Here is a 19,890-nt window from a genome sequence, read left to right as displayed (position 1 = left end):
GGAGGCGCCGCGCCTCCTCATCCTGCCCACCGGGCCCGCCGGTGATGCCCGGCCCGGGCGCGTGTGGAGGGCGCACGGAACGCAGAAGCCCGGCGCGCACGGGGCGCGCCGGGCTTGCGGGCGTGGTCGGCGAGGCGGTCAGCCCACCGACGAGTAGGCCACGACGCCGCGCAGCAGCGCGTCCACGGCCTTGCGGGCGTTCCTGGCGACCGTCGTTCCGTCGCCGGCGGGCGCCGCGGCCGAGATCTGCCCGAGCACGTCGATGACCTGCTTGCACCAGCGCACGAAGTCACCGGCCGGCATCTCCACCTCGCGCAGCACCTCGTCCAGGCCCTTGCCGGAGGCCCACATGTAGGCGGCCCAGGCGAAGCCGAGGTCGGGCTCGCGCTGGCCGACGCCCTCCGTCTGGCTGATGCGGAAGTCCTCCTCCAGGGCGTCCAGCCGGCCCCAGATGCGGACCATCTCGCCGAGCGCCGCCTTCGCCTTGCCCGAGGGCAGCTTGGGCGCCATCGCGTCGTCGGCGACCCTCGCCTCGAACACGAGCGCCGAGACGCAGGCGGCGAGTTCGGCGGGGGCCAGCCCCTCCCAGACGCCTTCGCGCAGGCACTCGCTGGCCAGCAGGTCGAGTTCGCCGTACAGCCGCGCCAGGCGCTTGCCGTGCTCGGTGACCTCGTCGCCGCGCAGATAGTCCATCTCGGTCAGCAGCGCGACGATCCGGTCGAAGGTGCGGGCGATGGTGTTCGTCCGCCCCTCGATGCGCCGCTCCAACTGCGAGGTGTCGCGCAGCAGTCGGTGGTAGCGCTCGGCCCAGCGGGCGTGGTCCTCACGGTCCTGGCAGCCGTGGCACGGGTGCGCCCGCAGCGCCTTGCGCAGCCGCGCGATCTCCCGGTCGTCGGCCGCCTGGGAGCGCTTCTTGCGGTGCCGCTCCGGGGCGATGTGCCCGGCCTTGGTGCGCAGCGCGGAGGCGAGGTCCCGACGGGACTGCGGCGAACGCGGGTTGAAGGACTTCGGGATGCGCATCCGGTCCAGCGCCTCCACGGGCACCGGGAAGTCGATCGACGCCAGCCGCTTGACCTGCCGTTCGGCGGTCAGCACCAGCGGGCGCGGACCGTCGTTGTACTCGAAGCCGCGGTGACCGTTGGAACGGCCCGCGGGCAGGCCCGGGTCGAGCACCAGCGCCAGCCCCGCGTACTTGCCGGTGGGCACGTGGATGACGTCGCCCGGCTTGAGCTTCTCCAGCGCGACGGCCGCCTCGGCGCGCCGCTGCGCCGCGCCCTGCCGGGCCAGCTCGGTCTCCCGGTCCTTCAGCTCGCGGCGCAGCCGCGCGTACTCCTCGAAGTCGCCGAGGTGACAGGTCATGGAGGCCTTGTAGCCCTCCAGCCCCTCCTCGTTGCGCTGCACCTGCCGCGAGATGCCCACGACCGACTTGTCCGCCTGGAACTGCGCGAACGACGTCTCCAGCAGCTCGCGCGAACGGTGCCGGCCGAACTGCTCGACCAGGTTGACCGCCATGTTGTACGACGGCTTGAAGCTGGAGCGCAGCGGATACGTGCGCGTCCCGGCCAGTCCCGCGAGGTGCTCGGGGTTCATCCCGCGCTGCCACAGCACCACCGCGTGGCCCTCGACATCGATGCCGCGCCGGCCGGCCCGGCCGGTCAGCTGGGTGAACTCACCGGGGGTGATGTCGGCGTGCTGCTCGCCGTTCCACTTGACGAGCTTCTCCAGGACCACCGAGCGGGCGGGCATGTTGATGCCCAGGGCGAGGGTCTCCGTCGCGAACACGGCCTTCACCAGCCCGCGGACGAACAGCTCCTCGACGACCTCCTTGAACGTCGGCAGCATGCCCGCGTGATGGGCCGCGATGCCGCGCTCCAGGCCCTCCAGCCACTCGTAGTAGCCGAGGACGTGCAGGTCCTCGGCCGGGATGGAGGCGGTGCGCTCCTCGACCAGGGAGCGGACGTGCGCCCGCGCCTCCTCGTCGTTGAGCCGCAGCCCGGCGTACAGGCACTGCTGGACGGCGGCCTCGCAGGCGGCGCGGCTGAAGATGAAGGTGATCGCGGGCAGCAGGCCCTCGGCGTCCAGCCGCTCGATGACCTCCGGCCGGCTCGGCGTCCACACGCGCGAGCGCTGCCGGCGCTCCCGCTCCCGGTCGGCCTCCCGCAGGTTGTTGCGCCCGCGCCTGCGGTCGCCCCAGGACGGGCGGCTCGCCTCCAGCCTGGCCATGCGCGTGAGGTCCGGGTTGACGGCCTTCTTGTGGCCCTCGCCCTCCTCGAACAGGTCGTACATCCGCCGTCCGGCGAGCACGTGCTGGAACAGCGGCACGGGCCGGTGCTCGGAGACGATCACCTCCGTGTCACCGCGGACGGTGTCCAGCCAGTCGCCGAACTCCTCGGCGTTCGACACGGTCGCCGACAGCGACACCAGGGTCACCGACTCGGGGAGGTGGATGATCACTTCCTCCCAGACGGCGCCGCGGAAGCGGTCGGAGAGGTAGTGCACCTCGTCCATCACCACGTAGCCGAGGCCCAGCAGGGTCTGCGACCCGGCGTACAGCATGTTCCGCAGCACCTCGGTGGTCATCACGACCACCGGGGCGTCGGAGTTGACGCTGTTGTCGCCGGTGAGCAGGCCCACGTGCTCGGTGCCGTAGCGCCGGCACAGGTCGGCGTACTTCTGGTTCGACAGCGCCTTGATGGGGGTCGTGTAGAAGCACTTCCTGCCCTGTCCCAGGGCGAGGTGGACGGCGAACTCGCCCACGATCGTCTTGCCGGAGCCGGTGGGCGCGGCGACCAGCACGCCCTTCCCCGCCTCGAGCGCCTGGCAGGCCTCTATCTGGAAGGGATCGAGGCCGAAGTCGTACATCTCGCGGAAGGAGGCGAGCGCGGTGGCCTGCTCGGCAGCGCGCCTGCGTGCTGCCGCGTACCGCTCGGCCGGTGAGAGGTCCTCTGTCATCGTGCTTTCGAGCGTACCGGGCCGCACCGACAACAGGACGATCATTATCCGGATCGGGTCCGGCGGGCGGCGGGAACGGCCCAGCTCAGGGGCCCACGACCCGCACGGCCCCGCGCACGCAGCGCGCGGTCAGCGGCAGCGGCCCGAGCGGTTCGCCGTCCGCGTACCCGGTGATCCCCGCGGCGGCCAGTTCCACCCGCGCCGCGCGGAACACGGTGACCTTGGGATGGTCGATGTGGCTGCCCCGGTACACCGTCGGGAACACCCTCAGCAGCGTGCCCCGGCCGCAGTCCCCGACCACCGTGACGTCGAACAGCCCGTCGGTGAGGTCGGCCCCGGGGCATATCCGCATGCCGCCGCCGTACGACGAGCCGTTGCCGACCGCGACCAGCGTCGCCTCCACCTCGCGGACGTCGCCGCCGTCGAGGGTGATCCGGTACGGGAAGGGACGGAACGCGGCGAGCTCGGCGACCATGGCGAGGTCGTACCTGAAGCGCCCGGCGGGCAGCCGCATCCGGTTGCCGCGGTCGTTGACCCGGGAGTCGAAGCCCGAGGCGAGGACGGTGCCGAACCAGCGATCGCCCGCCCGCCCGAGGTCGATGTCGCGCACCCGGCCGCACTTGAGGGCGTCGGCGATCATCCGGCCGGCGGCGGCCGGCTCCCGCAGCGGCATGCCGAGCGCGCGGGCGAAGTCGTTGCCGGTGCCGACGGCGACCAGCCCGAGCGGGGTCCCGGTGCCGACCACGGCCTGGAGCGCCAGGTTCGCCATGCCGTCGCCGCCCACGGCGATCAGGGCGCCGGTGCCGTCCTCGACGGCGGCACGGGCGCGGGCCAGGGCGTCGCCGGCGTTCTCGCCGAGGACCGTCCGCACCGAGAAGCCGGCGTCCCGCAACGCGGAAGCGGCCGGCCGCGCCGCTCGGGCGCCCCGGCCGCGGCCCGCGGTGGGGTTGACGAAGAGGGTGATCTCGCTGGTCACGGAGTGACCCTATGAGCTGCGAGCCGGTCCTCAGGTCACGTCGTCATAACCGTTGACCCGGTCCTTGGTCGTCTGCTCGGGCAGGGCCGCCACGGGTTCCGCCGGCTCGACGGCCTCGGGAGTGAGGTCCAGCTCGGACGCCTCGTCGTCGGCGGGGCCCAGCGCCTCCAGACGACGCCTGCGGCGGTCGTTCAGCAGGGCGACGGCCACGGCCCCGAAGTACAGGATCCAGATCGGTCCGGCGAGCGCCATCATCGTCAGCGGGTCGGTGCTGGGCGTGGCGATGGCCGCGAACAGCGTGATGCCCATGATCATGCCGCGCCACCAGCCGAGCATCCGCTTGCCCGTGATGGCACCGGTGAAGTTGAGCATGACCAGCAGCAGCGGCAGCTCGAAGGAGAGGCCGAAGACCACCACCATGCGCGTGACGAGGTCCAGCAGGTCGTCCAGCGGCAGCAGGTTGTCGACGCCGATCGGGGTGAACTCGATCAGCACCTCGGCCGTGGTCGGCAGCACCTTGTACGCGAAGTAGGCGCCGCCGAGGAACAGCGGGAAGCCGGTGGCGACGAACGCGTAGGCGTACTTCTTCTCGTGCCGGTGCAGACCGGGGGCGACGAAGGCCCACAGCTGGTACAGCCAGACCGGCGAGGCCAGGACGATACCGGCCATCAGGGAGACCTTCAGCGCGAGTGTGAACGGCGTGAGCAGACCGTTGATCGTGATCTGCGCGCAGGGGTCCGCGTCGTTGGCCGAGCGGGCGAGTTCCGCGAAGGACTTCTCGCAGCCGACGGACTCGAGGACCGGCTCGGTGAAGAAGTTGATGATGTCGTTGTAGAAGAAGGCCGCGACGACCGTGACGGCGACGATGGCCAGCAGTGCCTTCGCCAGCCGGTTGCGGAGCTCACGAAGGTGCTCCGCGAGGGGCATCCGCCCCTCGGGATCCCTCTCCTTCTTGCGGGCAGACTTGAGCAACCCACGTTCCCATCTCGTGCGGCGGGCCGGACGTCACCGGCCCTGCGTCAGCGCTTGGTCGTGTCCGTCGGCTCCGTGACCGGGCGGGAGCTGGTCACGTCGCCGGGGGCCGCCTGGATGGTGCGCTGCGCCGGGGGCTGCTCGCCGGTGGCCGGCGGGTCCGCCGGGGCGGAGGACTTGTCCTCCTTCATCGCCTTGGCCTCGCTCTTGAGGATGCGCGCGGACTTGCCGAGCGAGCGCGCCATGTCCGGAAGCTTCTTCGCGCCGAACAGCAGGATGATGACGACGAGGATGAGAATGATCTCGGGGGCGCCGAGCCTTCCGAACATAAGTCTTTACCTTCTCACCGAGGCTGCTGGGGGTGGGGGCTGTCCGACCGGTCGGACATGTGTCCGAACGATCGTGTTGTCAGCGATCGTAACGCTCAGGGGTGAACGTGAGGCAATCCCCGTGCGTACTCCCGTCCGCGGTCCGGGCCTCGTTCTCCGGGCCGCGATCAGCAGCGTACCTGCCGGGGCCCGCAAGGTGACAGGGCGCAAGCCGACGCGGGTCGTTCGGGCCCTTTGCCGCGCAGCGTCACAGCGCCTCGGCGGAGCGGGCCGCGCCGGCCGACGCCCGCTCCAACTCCTCCGCCGCCCGGCTGATCCGGCGCGCCGAGTCCGTCACCTGTCTGCCGAGCCGCTCCGCCTCGACGAACACCCGGACGGCCAGCACCCCGAGCACCACCAGACCCAGGAAACCCAGAGCAATCGCGAACATCGGCCAGAACATGGGCCCGAGCCTAGACCGTCGAGTGCAGCCGCAGCGTACGGACCCCGCCGCCGGTCAGCAGCTCCACGATCCGCTCCCCCGCCGGCTTGCGGACGGCGGCACCGCACGCGGGACAGGTGAAGGAGTAGAAGGTGGTGCGGCTGGTGGCGCCGATGGCCAGGCGCAGCGCGCTCGCGGTGAGCTCGAAGCGCTCCCGGCAGTCCGGGCAGCCCGCCCGGAACACGACCGGGGTGACGCTTCTCATCCCGGCGAACGCCACCGCCGCCGTCATGCCCTGCGCACCAGGGGTCGCCGACTCGCTCAAAGCCCTCGCTCCTGACTGTCGTCCTGCCCGTGCCGCACCGGGTGCGGCCCGCTCATACGGCCGCCTCGAGCCCGTCGTACGCCGCCAGCGCCTCCCGGGCGGCGTGCCGGGCGCTCAGCGCCAGTTCCTGCGGTTCGACGATGCGGCCGTCCCGGCCGAGCCGCAGCGCCAGCCGTCTGAGCGAGGCCGGGTCCGGCGTGCGCAGGGTGATGCGCAGCCCGCCGTCCGGCAGCTCCTCCGCGCTGTCGTGCGGGTAGTACTCGGCGACCCAGCGGCCGCCCGGCCCGACCTCGACGACCACTTCCGGGTCCTCGGCCGCGGGCTGCACCAGCGCCTCCGACAGGTCCCGCAGCTCCACCTCGGGCGGTGCGGACGGCTCGTCGAGGATCCTGATCTCGGCGACCCGGTCGAGCCGGAAGGTGCGGCGCGCCTCGGAGCGGCGGCACCAGGCCTCGACATAGGTGTGTCCGACGCTGACCAGGCGGATGGGGTCGATCTCGCGCTCGGTGACCTCGTCGCGCGCCGGGGAGTAGTAGCGGATCCACAGTCTGCGGCGCTCGGCGATGGCCCGGTCGACGTCTGCGAAGACGCCGCCCTCCGACTCGAAGGTCACCGAGAGCCGGGAGCTGGCGCCGGCGGCCTCGCCGGCCGCGGTCTCCACCTTGGCGGTGGCCCGCAGCAGGGCCTGCCGGTCGCTCTCGCGCAGTCCGGGCAGTGTGGCCACGGCGCGGGCGGCGACCAGCAGGGCGGTGGCCTCGTCGGCGGCGAGCCGCAGCGGTTCGGCCGCCTCCGCGCCGAGCGCGGCCGGGTTGTGCCACCAGATGCGCTCGCCGTCGGTGTCGATGTCCAGCAGATCGCCGCCGCGGAAGCTGGTGCCGCACATGGGCAGCACGTCGAGGTCGGAGACCAGCTCGTCCTCGGTGATGCCGAAGGCGCGCGCCACGTCCTCGATCCGGGCTCCGGGACGCTCCCGCAGATAGGTGACCAGGGAGAGCATCCGCCGGGTCTGGTCGATGGCGTTCACGGGCCTGACCGGTTTGCCTGCCACGTCCTTCTCCGCTCCCCCTCAGCCCTTGGCCACGGCACGCAGCCGGTCCACCACGTCGGCCCGCAGCTCGGCGGGCTCCAGGACCACCACGTCCGGTCCGAACTCCACCAGCCAGGCATCCAGGCCGTGCCCGTACGGAATCTCCAACTCGTCCCACCCGTCGCCGAGTTCCCGCACCGCGGTGGCCCTCGCCCGAAGGGGGTAACCGGCGTCGGAGCGCAGCCGGATCCGCGCCGAGCGGTCGGCGGTCTCGCCGGCCCAGCCGGCCACCGTCTCCCGCACGGTCACCACGTCCGGCACCGGGACGGAGAACCGGCCGCTGCGCGAGCGCACCTTCCCGGTGATCCGGGAGAGCCGGAAGACCCGCTCGGCGCCGCGGCCCCGGTCCCAGCCGGCCAGGTACCAGTGGCCGCGCCAGCACTCCAGCGCCCAGGGCTCCACGTGCCGCTGCTCGGGCTGGGCGGCGTTGGCCTTGCGGTAGTCGAAGACGACCGGGCGGCGGTCACGACAGGCGAGCATCAGCGGCTCGAACGCGGCCTCGTGCACGGGGATGCGCGGTTCCAGCGCGCCGTGCGGCCCGTACGGGTCGACGTCCTCGGGGAGGCCGGCGGCGCGCAGCTTCTGCAGGGCTCCGCTGGCCGCTCCGGCGAGCCGCGCCTGCTGCCACACCTTGGCGGCGAGTCCGAGGGCGGCGGCCTCCTCGGCGTCGAGGGTGATGGGCGGCAGCCGGTTGCTGTCGCGGCGGGCCAGGTAGCCGGTCTCGCCGTCGAGGTTCTCGACCGTCTCGATGACCAGTCCGAGTTCGCGCAGGTCGTCCTTGTCGCGCTCGAACATGCGGTTGAAGGAGTCGTCGGAGCCGGCTTCCAGATAGGCCTCGATGGACTCGCGCAGCTCGCGCTTGCTGAGCGGCCGCCGTGTCCCGAGCAGACACAGCGCCAGGTTCATCAGCCGCTCGGCCTTGGCAATGGCCATCGACGCGCTTCGCCTCCCTATGGTGCTTACGAGCGATGACCGTACCGCTCCGGGGTGGCGCGGTAAAAGCCGAGGGCCCATGCCCGGACAGGCATGGGCCCTGGATGATCGGCTTCGATCGGATCAGACGCCGAGCAGGTCGACCACGAAGATCAGGGTCTCACCGGGCTTGATGGCCGGGGTGGGGCTCTGGTTGCCGTAGGCGAGGTGGGCGGGGATGGTCAGCTGGCGGCGGCCGCCGACCTTCATGCCCTGCACGCCCTGGTCCCAGCCCTTGATGACCCGGCCGCCGCCCAGCGGGAAGCGGAAGGGGGTGCCACGGTTCCAGCTGGCGTCGAACTCCTCGCCCGTGCTGAAAGCAACGCCGACGTAGTGCACGGTGACGGTCTGGCCCGCCTTCGCGACCTCGCCGTCGCCCTCCCAGATGTCCTTGATCTCGAGGTCCGCCGGGGGCTCGCCGCCCGGGAAGTCGATCTCGGGCTTGTCGATGCTCACGTCTTACGCTCCTGCTTGTCTGCGGAAAGGCGAACACGCACAGTCTTACATCCTCACGGCGTCACAGCTTCGCGAGGATGTCGACGGAGAAGATCAGCGTGGAGTCCTTCTTGATGCCGCTGCCCTGCGGCGGCTGGTCGCCGTAGCCCAGCTCCGGCGGGATCACGATGAGGACCCGGCTGCCGACCTTCTTGCCGGTCAGCCCCTGCGCCCAGCCCTTGACGACCTGCTGGAGCGAGAACGACGTCAGCTGTCCCCGGCCGTACGTGGAGTCGAACTCCTTGCCGCCGTCCCACAGCACGCCCTTGTACTGGACGAGGACGCTGTTCTCCGCGCCCACCTCCTCGCCGTCGCCCTCGAGGACGTAGCTCGACACGAGCTTCTTCGGGGCGTCCGCGTCGGGCACCTCGATGGAGGGGGCCTTGCCGTCGGTGTTGGTGCCGACCTTGGGCAGGTCGGTGTTGTCCTGGGCCACCTCGCTGCCCTTGGCGGAGCTCTTGGCGTTGAACGTGTCCTGCACGTCGACCACGAACACCAGCGTGTCGGTGCCCTTGATGCCCGCCTGCTGGTTGCCCTGTTCGCCGTAGCCCCAGGTGGGCGGGACGGCCATCTGGACGCGGCTGCCGGTCTTCTTGCCGGTCAGCGCGTAGCGCCAGCCGTCGATGATGCTGCCCTGGGCGAGCTGGATGGCCAGCGGGGTCTTGCGGTCGTAGGAGTTGTCGAACACCTTCGCGGTGTTCCACACCTGACCGAGGTAGTGGGCCACGACGAAGTCGTTCTCGGCGATCGTCCTGCCGCTGCCGGCGACGACGGTCTTGACCGCGAGCTGGTCGGAGGGGTCGCCGCTGCCCTTGGCGACCGTGGGCTTCTCGCCGAACTTCGTGCCTGCCGTGATCGCCGGCAGCGGGCCGTCGACGATCTTGGGCGAGGGCGCCGCGGATGCCTCCGGCGCCGAGGGGGAGGCACTGTCGCTGGCCTTGCCCGAGTCGGACTTGTCGTCGCCGCACGCGGCGAGGGTGGCCAGTCCTGCGGGAACGGCAATGAGAAGTGAGCGTCGGCGCACGGTGGGGGCCTCGTAATCGTCGATCTTGTGGATGGCGTCCGCGCAACTCTACGGCGTGACAAGGGCGCCGCACGGTGTAACGTACGGCGCCCGTGTGACGTTCCGGGAATTTTGGGATCCCCTGGCGGAACGCGTTCCTCACATTCCGGCGATCAGCTTCTCCACTCGTTCGTCCACCGAACGGAACGGGTCCTTGCACAACACGGTGCGCTGCGCCTGGTCGTTGAGCTTGAGGTGCACCCAGTCGACGGTGAAGTCGCGGCGCTGCTCCTGGGCGCGGCGGATGAAGTCGCCGCGCAGCCGGGCCCGAGTGGTCTGCGGCGGAACGGACTTGCCCTCGAAGATCTTCAGATCGTTGCAGATCCGGGCCGCTTGTCCCTTTTTCTCCAGCAGGTAGTACAGGCCCCGTCGGCGGTGGATGTCGTGGTAGGCGAGGTCTATCTGGGCGACCCGCGGGTGCGACATGGTCATGTTGTGCTTGGCCCGGTACCGCTCGAGGAGCTTGTACTTCATGACCCAGTCGATCTCGGTGCCGATGCGGTCGAGGTCCTCCGACTCGATCGCGTCCAGGGTGCGGCCCCACAGCTCCAGGACCTGTTCGACGGTGCCGGTGCGGATGCCGCGGCGCTCGCAGAAGTCCAGGGCCTTCTCGTAGTACTCGCGCTGCACCTCCAGCGCGGACGCCTCCCGGCCGCTGGCCAGGCGCACCTTGCGCCGGCCGGTGATGTCGTGGCTGACCTCGCGGATCGCCCGGATCGGGTTCTCCAGCGTGAGGTCGCGCATCACGGTGCCCGCCTCGATCATGCGCAGCACCAGGTCGGTGGCGCCGACCTTGAGCAGCATGGTCGTCTCGGACATGTTCGAGTCGCCCACGATGACGTGCAGCCGGCGGTAGCGCTCGGCGTCCGCGTGCGGCTCGTCGCGGGTGTTGATGATCGGCCGGGAGCGGGTCGTCGCCGAGGAGACGCCCTCCCAGATGTGCTCGGCCCGCTGGCTGACGCAGTACACGGCGCCGCGCGGCGTCTGCAGCACCTTGCCGGCGCCGCACAGCAACTGCCTCGTCACCAGGAACGGAATGAGGATGTCGGCGAGCCGCGAGAACTCCCCGTGCCGCGCCACGAGGTAATTCTCGTGGCAGCCGTAGGAGTTGCCGGCGGAGTCGGTGTTGTTCTTGAAGAGGTAGACGTCGCCCGCGATTCCCTCCTCGTGCAGGCGTCGTTCCGCGTCCACCAGGAGTCCCTCGAGAATGCGCTCGCCGGCCTTGTCGTGGGTGACCAGTTCGGTCACGTTGTCACATTCCGGCGTTGCGTATTCCGGGTGTGACCCCACGTCGAGATAGAGGCGGGCGCCGTTCCGCAGAAAGACATTGCTGCTTCGGCCCCATGACACGACACGGCGGAAGAGGTACCGCGCCACCTCGTCAGGCGACAGGCGGCGCTGTCCCCTGAACGTGCACGTGACGCCGTACTCGTTCTCCAGCCCGAAAATGCGGCGGTCCATGAGGGAACATTACGCCCGATCCCCCGAGCTGAAACGAGGTTCGAGGGCACGGTTCGGATCATTTTCCGAACGAGCCGCAACCACCGCCCGCCCGGCGGGAACTGCCAGTACCCGTCCCGTGGCGAGCAAAACCAGCAGACCCACGCCGCCCGCCAGCCCCGGCACGGCGAATCCCCACAGGGTTCCGCCCGCCTCGACCACCGGCCCGGTGAGCCCCGTACCGACCGACGCACCCACGGTGAACGTCGTCACCAGCCAGGAGAACGCCTCCGTGACCGTGCCCCGCGGCGCGTGCCGGTCGACCAGGACGAAGGCGCAGGCGATGGCGGGCGCGAGGAACAGTCCGGCGACCACGGTGAGCAGCGTCATCGTCACCGGGCCGGGCATCAGCATCAGCGGCAGGTAACACACCGCCAGAAGGGCCACCAGCACCTGCAGTCGCCGCGTGGGCTCGCCGGTCCACTGCCGGGCCCCGTACGCCGTCCCGCCGATGAGTGCGCCGAGGCCGATGCCGGCCATCAGCCAGCCGTACACGTGGTCACCGCCGTGCTCGTCGGCGTACGACACCGCCGCCACGGCGATCGATCCCATGGCGCCGCCCACCGCCAGGAACGCGCCCAGCAGCGCGAGCAGTCCCGACGAGCGCAGCGCGCCCAGCCAGTGCGCCTCGCGCGGCGCGGACCGCCAGGCGCGCGAGGGCGGCGAGACGACCACGGACAGGGCGCCCAGCACGCCTATGCCGTTCACCACCAGCAGCGCGCCCTGCGCCGACCACAGGGAGACGCACACCGTCACCAGCAGCGGCCCGACGGTGAACATCACCTCCTGCGCCACGGCGTCCATGGCGTACGCCCGGTGGACCTGCTCCTCCTTGGGCAGCACCGAGGACCACAGCGCCCGCAGCCCGCCCTCCAGGGGCGGGGTGAAGAGCCCGGCCGCGGCCACGGCCGCGTAGGCCACCGCGAGCGAATCGGTTCCGGCGAACGCGAACACCGCCATCGCCAGGGCCGACAGCACGGCGGCGGGCAACTGCACCCGCGGCTGTCCGCGCAGGTCCACCAGGCGTCCGAGCACCGGCTGCCCGACGGCGTTGGCGACGCCGTACACCGCCGCCAGCGCACCCGCCAGGCTGTACGTGCCGCCCTCCGCGCGCACGAAGAGCACGATCGCGATGGCGGCGGTCGCGTTGGGCAACCGTCCCACGAGCGTGCCCACGAGCAGCCGGGTGGCGTGCCGTGCCCGGAGGATCTCCAGGTATCCCGTGGCCATGCCGACCCCTTCAGTCAGCCCCCGATGTCCATCGGAAGCATCGAAGTGTTACGTATAACGAGCGACTCCATACGTACCATGTCCGCTGTTCACCAGTCCAGACGAAGGAGCGGCCCGACGGTGCCACGAGCCAGCACCCGCCCCACGAGCCGGGACGTCGCCCAGGCCGCCGGAGTCTCCCAGGCCGCGGTCTCCCTGGTCCTCGGCGACAAGTGGCGCGGCCGGGTCTCCGAGGCCACGGCGGAGCGCGTCCGCGAGGCCGCGCGCACGCTCGGCTACCGCCCCAACCTGGCCGCGCGGAATCTGCGCCTGGGCCGCACCCGCACGGTGCTGCTGGTGGTGCCCGCGCTCACCACGGAGTTCTTCGCCGGTGTCTACACGGGAGCGGCCCGGGTCGCCGCCCGGAACGGCTTCGGCGTGGTCCTCTACCCGTCCCCCGAGGGCATCGGCCCGGCCCGCGACCCGTTCGCGTCCGCGGAGGCGGCCCTGGACGGCGTCATCGCCTCCTCCATGGCGGCGGAGGCGCTCACCGCGATCCGCGGCGACCAGTTGCCGCTGGTGATGCTGGACAGCGATCCGGAGGGCAGCGTGGGCGCGGCGACGGTCAACCTCGACATCGCCGACGGCGTCCGCCAGGTCACGGATCATCTGCTGGGCCTGGGCCACCGCCGTTTTCTTCACCTGGCGGCGGACGTGGCGTCCTGGACCTTCGAGGTGCGGGCCCGCGAGCTGGCCTCGCGGCTGCGTGGCGTCCCCGGCACCTCGCTGCGCACGGCGCGGTCGCCGATCTCCATCAGGGGCGCGGAGAGCGCGGCGGAGGCGGCGCTGGCGCATCCGGACCGCCCGACGGCGGTGGTCTGCGACGACGACCAGCTGGCGGCCGGCATGTACAAGGCGGCCCGCCGCTTGGGCCTGCGCATCCCGGAGGACCTCTCGGTCACGGGGCTCGACGATCTGGCGCTGGCGACGGCGATCGACCCGGAGCTGACGACGGTCCGACTGGACGCGGAGCTGTTCGGCGAGCGCGGCATGCACGCGCTGCTGGCGGTCCTGGACCAGCGCACGCCCGAAGCGGGTGACATCCCGGTCGACCTGGTCGTACGCGGCTCGACCGGCCCCGCACCCTCACCGACCTGACACACCTCGCCCCGGCAGCCGGCGGCCCCCGAGGACGACGGCCGACATCCTCCCCCTGGAGGGAGCCGGCCGCCGACGGCGCCCATCCTCCTCCCCTCTGGAGAGAGACGGCCGCCGACGGCGCCCATCCTCCTCCCCTCTGGAGGGAGACGGCCGCCGACGGCGCGGAGGGGCCGGGGCGGGGGTGTCCGCCCGCAGTGACTGGCGCGTCAGCACCCCGCGCTTCCGAACCGACCGATTCCGCGCCGGTCCGAGGACGGACACCCCCGTCCCGGCCCCGCCCCACCCACCGAACGCGGGCGCTACCCAAGCCCCCACCGGACGGACCCCTGCGCCGCAGGCATCCCCCCACCGGAGTCGGTCCCGGCCGACCACAGGCATCCCCCGCCCGGCCGAGGCCCAGAGGCCCAGCGAACCAGCGGACCAGCGGACCAACGGACCAACGGACCGGACCGGACCGGACCGGAGAACTACTCCACGTCCCCGCCGGAGTCCGTCTCGTCCTCCGCCTCGGAGGCCGTCTCCGCGCCCCCGGCCTCCAGGAGACGCCCCAGCTGCCGCCCACCGATCCGCTTGAACTTCCGCTTCTGCGGCCGTGTACGGTCCAGCACCGCCACTTCCAGCCGCTCCGCGGGAATCTCCCGCTCACTGCCGTTGGTGTCCCGCGACAGCGCCTGCACCGCCAGCTTCAGCGCCTCCGCCAGCGTCATCCCGTCCCGGTGGCGCTGGTCCAGGTACCCGCTGATCTGCTCCGCGTTGCCGCCCACGGCCACCGAGCCGTGCTCGTCCACGATGGAGCCGTCGTGCGGCAGCCGGTAGATCTGGTCCTGCTCCGGGGTCTCCCCGACCTCGGCCACGACCAGCTCGACCTCGTAGGGCTTCTCCCCCACGCTGGAGAAGATCGTGCCCAGCGTCTGCGCGTACACGTTCGCCAGGCCCCGGGCGGTCACGTCGTCCCGGTCGTAGGTGTAGCCCCGCAGGTCGGCGTAGCGCACGCCGCCGATCCGCAGGTTCTCGTACTCGTTGTACTTGCCGGCCGCGGCGAAGCCGATCCGGTCGTAGATCTCGCTGAACTTGTGCAGCGCACGGGACGGGTTCTCACCGACGAACACGATGCCGTCGGCGTACTGCAGCACAACCAGGCTGCGGCCACGGGCGATGCCTTTGCGGGCGTACTCCGCCCGGTCGGCCATCGCCTGCTGAGGTGAGACATAGAACGGCGTCGACACCGGTTATCCGTCCCTTTCTGTCGAAGTCACTGGACCACCCTGAACAACAAACGCCCGCGGCCTACAGCAGCGAGGCCCGCGGACCGTCCGGCTGCTCCAGCCGCCGCTCCAGGACGGACCGGGCGATCCCGGCCGCCTCGTCCTCGGAGAGCCGGCGGAAGCCGTCCTCGGTGATCACGGTGACGATGGGGTAGATCCGGCGGGCGACATCGGGACCACCGGTCGCCGAGTCGTCGTCTGCCGCGTCGTACAGCGCCTGCACCACCAGCGTGGTGGCCTCGGCCTCGCTCAGGTCGTCCCGGAACAGCTTCTTCATCGCACCGCGCGCGAAGATCGATCCGGAACCGGTGGCGGCGTATCCCTGCTCCTCCGACCGGCCGCCCGTGACGTCGTAGGAGAAGATCCGGCCCTTGTCCCGGTCCACGTCGTACCCGGCGAACAGCGGGACCACGGCCAGGCCCTGCATGGCCATGCCCAGGTTCGAGCGGATCATCGTCGAGAGCCGGTTCGCCTTGCCCTCCAGCGACAGCTGAGCGCCCTCGACCTTCTCGAAGTGCTCCAGCTCCAGCTGGAACAGCTTGACCATCTCGACGGCCAGGCCCGCCGTACCGGCGATGCCCACCGCGGAGTACTCGTCGGCCGGGAACACCTTCTCGATGTCCCGCTGCGCGATGACGTTCCCCATCGTGGCCCGCCGGTCACCGGCGAGGACCACACCACCGGGGAACGTGACGGCGACGATGGTCGTGCCGTGCGGCGCCTCGATGGCACCCTGCACGGGCGGCAACGTCCTCTTGCCCGGCAGCAGTTCCGGCTGGTGCTCGGAGAGGAAGTCCATGAAGGAGGAAGAGCCCGGCGTCAGGAAGGCAGCCGGCAGACGCCCGGTGCTACGAGTGTTGGCTTCCACGAAGTTCCTTCCAGTATGCGGCTGCCCGACGAACAGCGTCGGGAACATCTCCCAACTTGCCGATGGCCGAATCGCAGTTGCAGCACATTACGCCACGGACCCTACCCGCCTCACGGCAATGATCCACATGCTCGGCGGAGGCTTTCGAACGGCCTCCGGCGGCGCGGAGGCGGCCCGGGGCGCGGGCCGGGTGGCCCGCGCCGCGAACAGCGCTCCGCACCACCGCCGGCTCACGCCCCGGACGCCCCCGCTGCCTTCGGGCCGAAGGCTACTGGCCGCCCTTCTGGACGAACGACCGCACGAAGTCCTCGGCATTGGCCTCGAGCACGTCGTCGATCTCGTCCAGGACGTCGTCGACGTCGTCCGACAGCTTCTCGTGACGCTCCTTGAGCTCCTCGGAAGCCTGCGCGTCCTGCGCCTGCTCCTCGACCTCCTCGGTGGACCGGGTGGCCTTCTGCTGTCCGCCGCCGGTGTCCTTGGTCGCCATCACCCTCACCCCGCTCGGTTCGCCCGACACACTTGCTCGGTCAAGATCAGACCCTACAAGCCGGGTCCGACAATGCCCCCGCAGTTGCTCCAACGTACGGGGACCACCTCGATGATTCCCGGACCGGGGATTTTCCACCCTGTCCGGCCCGTCCTTCACGGATACCCGCAGGTACCCCCTGAGCCCCGGCTCACCCGCCGGACAACACCCTGACCAGGTCTTCCGCCGTCCGGCAGCGGTCCAGGAGCTCCTTGACGTGATTACGCGTTCCGCGAAGCGGTTCCAGGGTTGGGACCCGCTGCAGGGAGTCCCGGCCCGGCAGATCGAAGATCACCGAGTCCCAGGAGGCCGCGGCCACGTCGTCCGCGTACTGCTCCAGGCACCGTCCGCGGAAGTAGGCGCGGGTGTCCTCCGGCGGGCTCGTACGGGCCCGCTCGACCTCGGCCTCGTCCAGCAGCCGCTTCATCCGTCCGCGGGCCACCAGTCGGTTGTAGAGGCCCTTGTCCGGGCGCACGTCGGCGTACTGCAGGTCGACCAGGTGCAGCCGGGCCGCGTCCCAGTCCAGGCCGTCCCGGCGCCGGTAGCCCTCCATCAGCTCCCGCTTGGCCACCCAGTCCAGCTCGCCGGCCAGGCTCATCGGGTCGTTCTCCAGCCGCGTGAGCGTGTCCTCCCAGCGCGCCAGGACGTCCTTGGTCTGGTCGTCGGCGTCCGCCCCGAACCGTTCCTCCACGTACTTGCGGGACAGCTCGTAGTACTCCATCTGGAGCTGCACCGCGGTCAGCGTGCGGCCGCTGCGCAGCGTGACGAGCCGCTTGAGCGTGGGGTCGTGCGAGACCTGGTGCAGCGTGCGCACCGGCTGGTCGACCGCCAGGTCCACCGCGATGAAGCCGTCCTCGATCATCGACAGCACCAGAGCCGTCGTACCCAGCTTCAGGTACGTCGAGATCTCGGACAGATTCGCGTCACCGATGATCACGTGCAGTCGGCGGTACTTCTCCGCGTCGGCGTGCGGCTCGTCCCGCGTGTTGATGATCGGACGCTTCAGGGTGGTCTCCAGGCCCACCTCGACCTCGAAGTAGTCCGCACGCTGGCTCAGCTGGAAGCCGTGCTCGTGGCCGTCCTGGCCGATGCCGACACGGCCGGCGCCGGTGAAGACCTGCCGGGAGACGAAGAACGGCGTCAGGTGGCGCACGATGTCCGAGAAGGGGGTCTCCCGCTTCATCAGGTAGTTCTCGTGCGTGCCGTAGGACGCGCCCTTGTTGTCGGTGTTGTTCTTGTACAGGTGGATCGGCTGGGCGCCGGGAAGCTGGGCGGCCCGTTCCGCCGCCTCGGCCATGATCCGCTCGCCCGCCTTGTCCCACAGGACGGCGTCGCGCGGGTTGGTCACCTCCGGGGCGCTGTACTCGGGGTGGGCGTGGTCCACGTAGAGCCGCGCGCCGTTGGTGAGGATGACGTTGGCCAGGCCGATGTCCTCGTCGGTGAGCTGGCTGGAGTCGGCGGCCTCACGGGCGAGGTCGAAGCCTCGCGCGTCCCGCAGCGGATTCTCCTCCTCGAAGTCCCAGCGGGCCCGGCGGGCCCGGTGCATCGCCGCCGCGTAGGCGTTCACGATCTGGGACGAGGTGAGCATGGCATTGGCGTTGGGGTGGCCGGGAACGGAGATTCCGTACTCCGTCTCGATGCCCATTACTCGCCGTACGGTCATGCGGCCCTCCTTGCCCGGCGGCGTCCCCGGTCGGGGGCGCTGCTGTACCGCTGGCGCTCCGGTGCGTGTGCGGTGCCCGACCCCGCACTGCGCGACTCGGCGGTACGGACGAGCCTAGAACGCCTTCGCCCTGGTGGGGAGATCATTTGCGTCATTGCTGTGCTCCAGCCGTGGCACCGAAAAACAGTCGGCTGCGGGTACCCGCTGAGGGCACCCGCAGCCGCCCTGGCTTTTACAGGTACTGACCGGTATTCGCCACCGTGTCGATGGAGCGTCCGGTGTCCGCGCCCTGCTTTCCGGTGATGAGCGTACGGATGTACACGATCCGCTCGCCCTTCTTTCCGGAGATGCGGGCCCAGTCGTCGGGGTTGGTGGTGTTGGGCAGGTCCTCGTTCTCCTTGAACTCGTCCACACAGGCCTGGAGCAGGTGCGAGACGCGAAGACCCTTCTGGCTCTTCTCCAGGAAGTCCTTGATCGCCATCTTCTTGGCGCGGCCCACGATGTTCTCGATCATGGCGCCGGAATTGAAGTCCTTGAAGTAGAGGACTTCCTTGTCGCCATTGGCGTAGGTGACTTCCAGGAAGCGGTTCTCCTCGGATTCGGCGTACATCTGTTCCACGGCGGTCTGGATCATGCTCTGGACCGTCATGGCCTTGTCGCCGCCGTGCTCGGCGAGGTCGTCGCCGTGCAGCGGGAGGCGCTCGGTGAGGTACTTGCCGAAGATGTCCTTGGCCGCCTCGGCGTCGGGACGCTCGATCTTGATCTTCACGTCCAGCCGGCCGGGCCGCAGGATGGCGGGGTCGATCATGTCCTCACGGTTGGAGGCGCCGATCACGACCACGTTCTGCAGGCCCTCCACGCCGTCGATCTCGGCGAGCAGCTGCGGGACGATGGTGTTCTCCACGTCCGAGCTGACACCGGAGCCACGGGTGCGGAAGAGGGACTCCATCTCGTCGAAGAAGACGATGACGGGCGTGCCCTCGCTGGCCTTCTCCCGGGCCCGCTGGAAGACCAGGCGGATCTGCCGCTCGGTCTCGCCGACGTACTTGTTCAGCAGCTCGGGGCCCTTGATGTTGAGGAAGAAGCTCTTGCCGGCGGCCTGGCCGGTGACCTCGGCGACCTTCTTGGCCAGCGAGTTGGCGACGGCCTTGGCGATGAGCGTCTTGCCGCATCCGGGCGGCCCGTACAGCAGCACGCCCTTGGGCGGCCGCAGTTCGTGCTCCTTGAACAGGTCCGGGTAGAGGTACGGCAGCTCGACCGCGTCGCGGATGGCCTCGATCTGGTTGCCGAGGCCGCCGATCTGCTCGTAACCGATGTCGGGGACTTCCTCGAGGACGAGCTCCTCGACCTCGCTCTTGGGGACGACCTCGTAGACGTACCCGGAGCGGGGTTCCAGGAGCAGGGCGTCGCCGGGGCGGATGGTGACGTCCAGCAGCGGCTCGGCGAGCCGCACCACCCGCTCCTCGTCGGTGTGCCCGAGCACCAGGGCCCGCTCGCCGTCCTCGAGGATCTCCTTGAGGGTGACGATGTCACCGACACGCTCGAACTCCATGGCCTCGACCACGTTGAGCGCTTCGTTGAGCATCACTTCCTGGCCGCGCCGGAGCTCCTCGAGCTCGACGCCGGGGCTGACGTTCACCCGCAGTTTGCGACCGCCGGTGAAGATGTCGGCCGTGCCGTCCTCGTTGGCCGTGAGGAAGACACCGAAGCCGGCCGGGGGCTGCGCCAGCCGGTCGACCTCCTCCTTGAGGGCCACGATCTGGTCGCGGGCCTCACGGAGCGTGTTGGCGAGTCGTTCGTTCTGGGCGGACACGCCGGCCAGGTTGGTCTGCAGCTCGACGATCCGCTCTTCGAGAATCCTCGTGTGTCGCGGAGAGTCGGCGAGCTTGCGTCGCAGGACGGCGATCTCCTGCTCAAGGTAGGCGATCTGCCCGGCCGGGTCGTCGGACCCGCGTCCCGGGCGGATGCCGCGGTTCATGTCGTCGTCGTGGGCTGCCACGGTCCTCACCTCCTCCAAGGGGAGCTGGACGCTTCCAGACCCTACCTGGGCGGGTGTCGATTGAAACCCCTAGATCACAAAGACGGTCGGGGTGTGTCCGATCTTCA

At 70.5% G+C, this 19,890-nt stretch carries 18 protein-coding genes and 1 pseudogene; 1 reads left to right on the top strand and 18 read right to left on the bottom strand.

Features of this window, described 5'->3' with window-relative positions:
* Positions 1 to 138 precede the first annotated feature (138 nt).
* From FGW31_RS28275 to FGW31_RS28220, 12 genes are all read right to left on the bottom strand, one after another.
* The gene (locus tag FGW31_RS28275; RefSeq protein ID WP_142196381.1) at positions 139 to 2,997 is read right to left on the bottom strand and encodes a DEAD/DEAH box helicase; all 2,859 of its coding nucleotides are present in this window, start codon (positions 2,995 to 2,997) and stop codon (positions 139 to 141) included.
* Between the two features lie 40 nt (positions 2,998 to 3,037).
* On the bottom strand, positions 3,038 to 3,928 hold the full coding sequence (locus tag FGW31_RS28270; protein WP_142196380.1) for a diacylglycerol kinase: 891 nt from the start codon (positions 3,926 to 3,928) through the stop codon (positions 3,038 to 3,040).
* 30 nt (positions 3,929 to 3,958) lie between these two features.
* Positions 3,959 to 4,900: a twin-arginine translocase subunit TatC gene (gene tatC, locus FGW31_RS28265; RefSeq protein ID WP_142196379.1), complete on the bottom strand. Its 942-nt coding sequence runs from the start codon at positions 4,898 to 4,900 to the stop codon at positions 3,959 to 3,961.
* Between the two features lie 47 nt (positions 4,901 to 4,947).
* Positions 4,948 to 5,229 carry a Sec-independent protein translocase subunit TatA gene (tatA, locus tag FGW31_RS28260; protein ID WP_142196378.1) on the bottom strand — a complete coding sequence of 94 codons (282 nt, stop codon included), beginning with the start codon at positions 5,227 to 5,229 and terminating at the stop codon, positions 4,948 to 4,950.
* Positions 5,230 to 5,476: 247 nt separating this feature from the next.
* Positions 5,477 to 5,671 carry a hypothetical protein gene (locus tag FGW31_RS28255; RefSeq protein WP_142196377.1) on the bottom strand — a complete coding sequence of 65 codons (195 nt, stop codon included), beginning with the start codon at positions 5,669 to 5,671 and terminating at the stop codon, positions 5,477 to 5,479.
* Between the two features lie 10 nt (positions 5,672 to 5,681).
* A complete protein-coding gene (locus tag FGW31_RS28250; protein WP_182675358.1) occupies positions 5,682 to 5,975 on the bottom strand; it encodes a CpXC domain-containing protein in 294 nt (97 codons plus the stop codon).
* Between the two features lie 52 nt (positions 5,976 to 6,027).
* A complete protein-coding gene (locus FGW31_RS28245; RefSeq protein ID WP_142196376.1) occupies positions 6,028 to 7,023 on the bottom strand; it encodes a helix-turn-helix transcriptional regulator in 996 nt (331 codons plus the stop codon).
* Between the two features lie 18 nt (positions 7,024 to 7,041).
* Positions 7,042 to 7,995, bottom strand: a complete 954-nt coding sequence (locus FGW31_RS28240) for a helix-turn-helix transcriptional regulator (RefSeq protein ID WP_142196375.1) — start codon at positions 7,993 to 7,995, stop codon at positions 7,042 to 7,044.
* Between the two features lie 123 nt (positions 7,996 to 8,118).
* Complete coding sequence (locus FGW31_RS28235; protein WP_006132299.1) at positions 8,119 to 8,490, bottom strand: FKBP-type peptidyl-prolyl cis-trans isomerase; 372 nt, start codon at positions 8,488 to 8,490, stop codon at positions 8,119 to 8,121.
* A gap of 61 nt (positions 8,491 to 8,551) precedes the next feature.
* Positions 8,552 to 9,553 (bottom strand): FKBP-type peptidyl-prolyl cis-trans isomerase, encoded by a 1,002-nt coding sequence (locus FGW31_RS28230; protein ID WP_142196374.1) that lies wholly within the window; start codon positions 9,551 to 9,553, stop codon positions 8,552 to 8,554.
* Between the two features lie 138 nt (positions 9,554 to 9,691).
* Entirely contained in the window at positions 9,692 to 11,053 is a 1,362-nt protein-coding gene (gene pafA / locus FGW31_RS28225) for a Pup--protein ligase (protein WP_142196373.1), read from the bottom strand.
* Between the two features lie 9 nt (positions 11,054 to 11,062).
* Complete coding sequence (locus tag FGW31_RS28220; RefSeq protein WP_142196372.1) at positions 11,063 to 12,322, bottom strand: MFS transporter; 1,260 nt, start codon at positions 12,320 to 12,322, stop codon at positions 11,063 to 11,065.
* 78 nt (positions 12,323 to 12,400) lie between these two features.
* Between FGW31_RS28220 and FGW31_RS28215 the strand changes: the two genes are divergently transcribed.
* Positions 12,401 to 13,459, top strand: coding sequence for a LacI family DNA-binding transcriptional regulator (locus tag FGW31_RS28215; RefSeq protein ID WP_142196371.1), 1,059 nt, complete (start codon positions 12,401 to 12,403; stop codon positions 13,457 to 13,459).
* A 470-nt stretch (positions 13,460 to 13,929) separates the two neighbouring features.
* On the opposite strand, the gene prcA is transcribed toward FGW31_RS28215, so the two are convergent.
* From prcA to arc, 6 genes and pseudogenes are all read right to left on the bottom strand, one after another.
* A complete protein-coding gene (gene prcA, locus FGW31_RS28210; protein WP_142196370.1) occupies positions 13,930 to 14,688 on the bottom strand; it encodes a proteasome subunit alpha in 759 nt (252 codons plus the stop codon).
* A gap of 61 nt (positions 14,689 to 14,749) precedes the next feature.
* Positions 14,750 to 15,595 carry a proteasome subunit beta gene (gene prcB, locus FGW31_RS28205; RefSeq protein ID WP_142196369.1) on the bottom strand — a complete coding sequence of 282 codons (846 nt, stop codon included), beginning with the start codon at positions 15,593 to 15,595 and terminating at the stop codon, positions 14,750 to 14,752.
* Positions 15,547 to 15,740 (bottom strand): annotated as a pseudogene (locus FGW31_RS28200) (endonuclease domain-containing protein); the annotation flags it as partial. The pseudogene FGW31_RS28200 and the gene prcB, both read right to left, overlap by 49 nt.
* Before the next feature lie 123 nt (positions 15,741 to 15,863).
* On the bottom strand, positions 15,864 to 16,082 hold the full coding sequence (locus tag FGW31_RS28195) for a ubiquitin-like protein Pup (protein ID WP_142196368.1): 219 nt from the start codon (positions 16,080 to 16,082) through the stop codon (positions 15,864 to 15,866).
* Positions 16,083 to 16,272: 190 nt separating this feature from the next.
* Positions 16,273 to 17,784 carry a depupylase/deamidase Dop gene (gene dop / locus FGW31_RS28190; RefSeq protein WP_370009849.1) on the bottom strand — a complete coding sequence of 504 codons (1,512 nt, stop codon included), beginning with the start codon at positions 17,782 to 17,784 and terminating at the stop codon, positions 16,273 to 16,275.
* A 232-nt stretch (positions 17,785 to 18,016) separates the two neighbouring features.
* Positions 18,017 to 19,783 carry a proteasome ATPase gene (gene arc, locus FGW31_RS28185; RefSeq protein ID WP_142196367.1) on the bottom strand — a complete coding sequence of 589 codons (1,767 nt, stop codon included), beginning with the start codon at positions 19,781 to 19,783 and terminating at the stop codon, positions 18,017 to 18,019.
* Between the last annotated feature and the right edge of the window lie 107 nt (positions 19,784 to 19,890).

The organism is Streptomyces calvus (genome assembly GCF_006782915.1).
GTDB classification, from domain to species: domain Bacteria; phylum Actinomycetota; class Actinomycetes; order Streptomycetales; family Streptomycetaceae; genus Streptomyces; species Streptomyces calvus.
The sequence above is the reverse complement of the archived record's forward strand: the minus strand, read 5'-3'. Positions and strand labels throughout refer to the sequence as shown.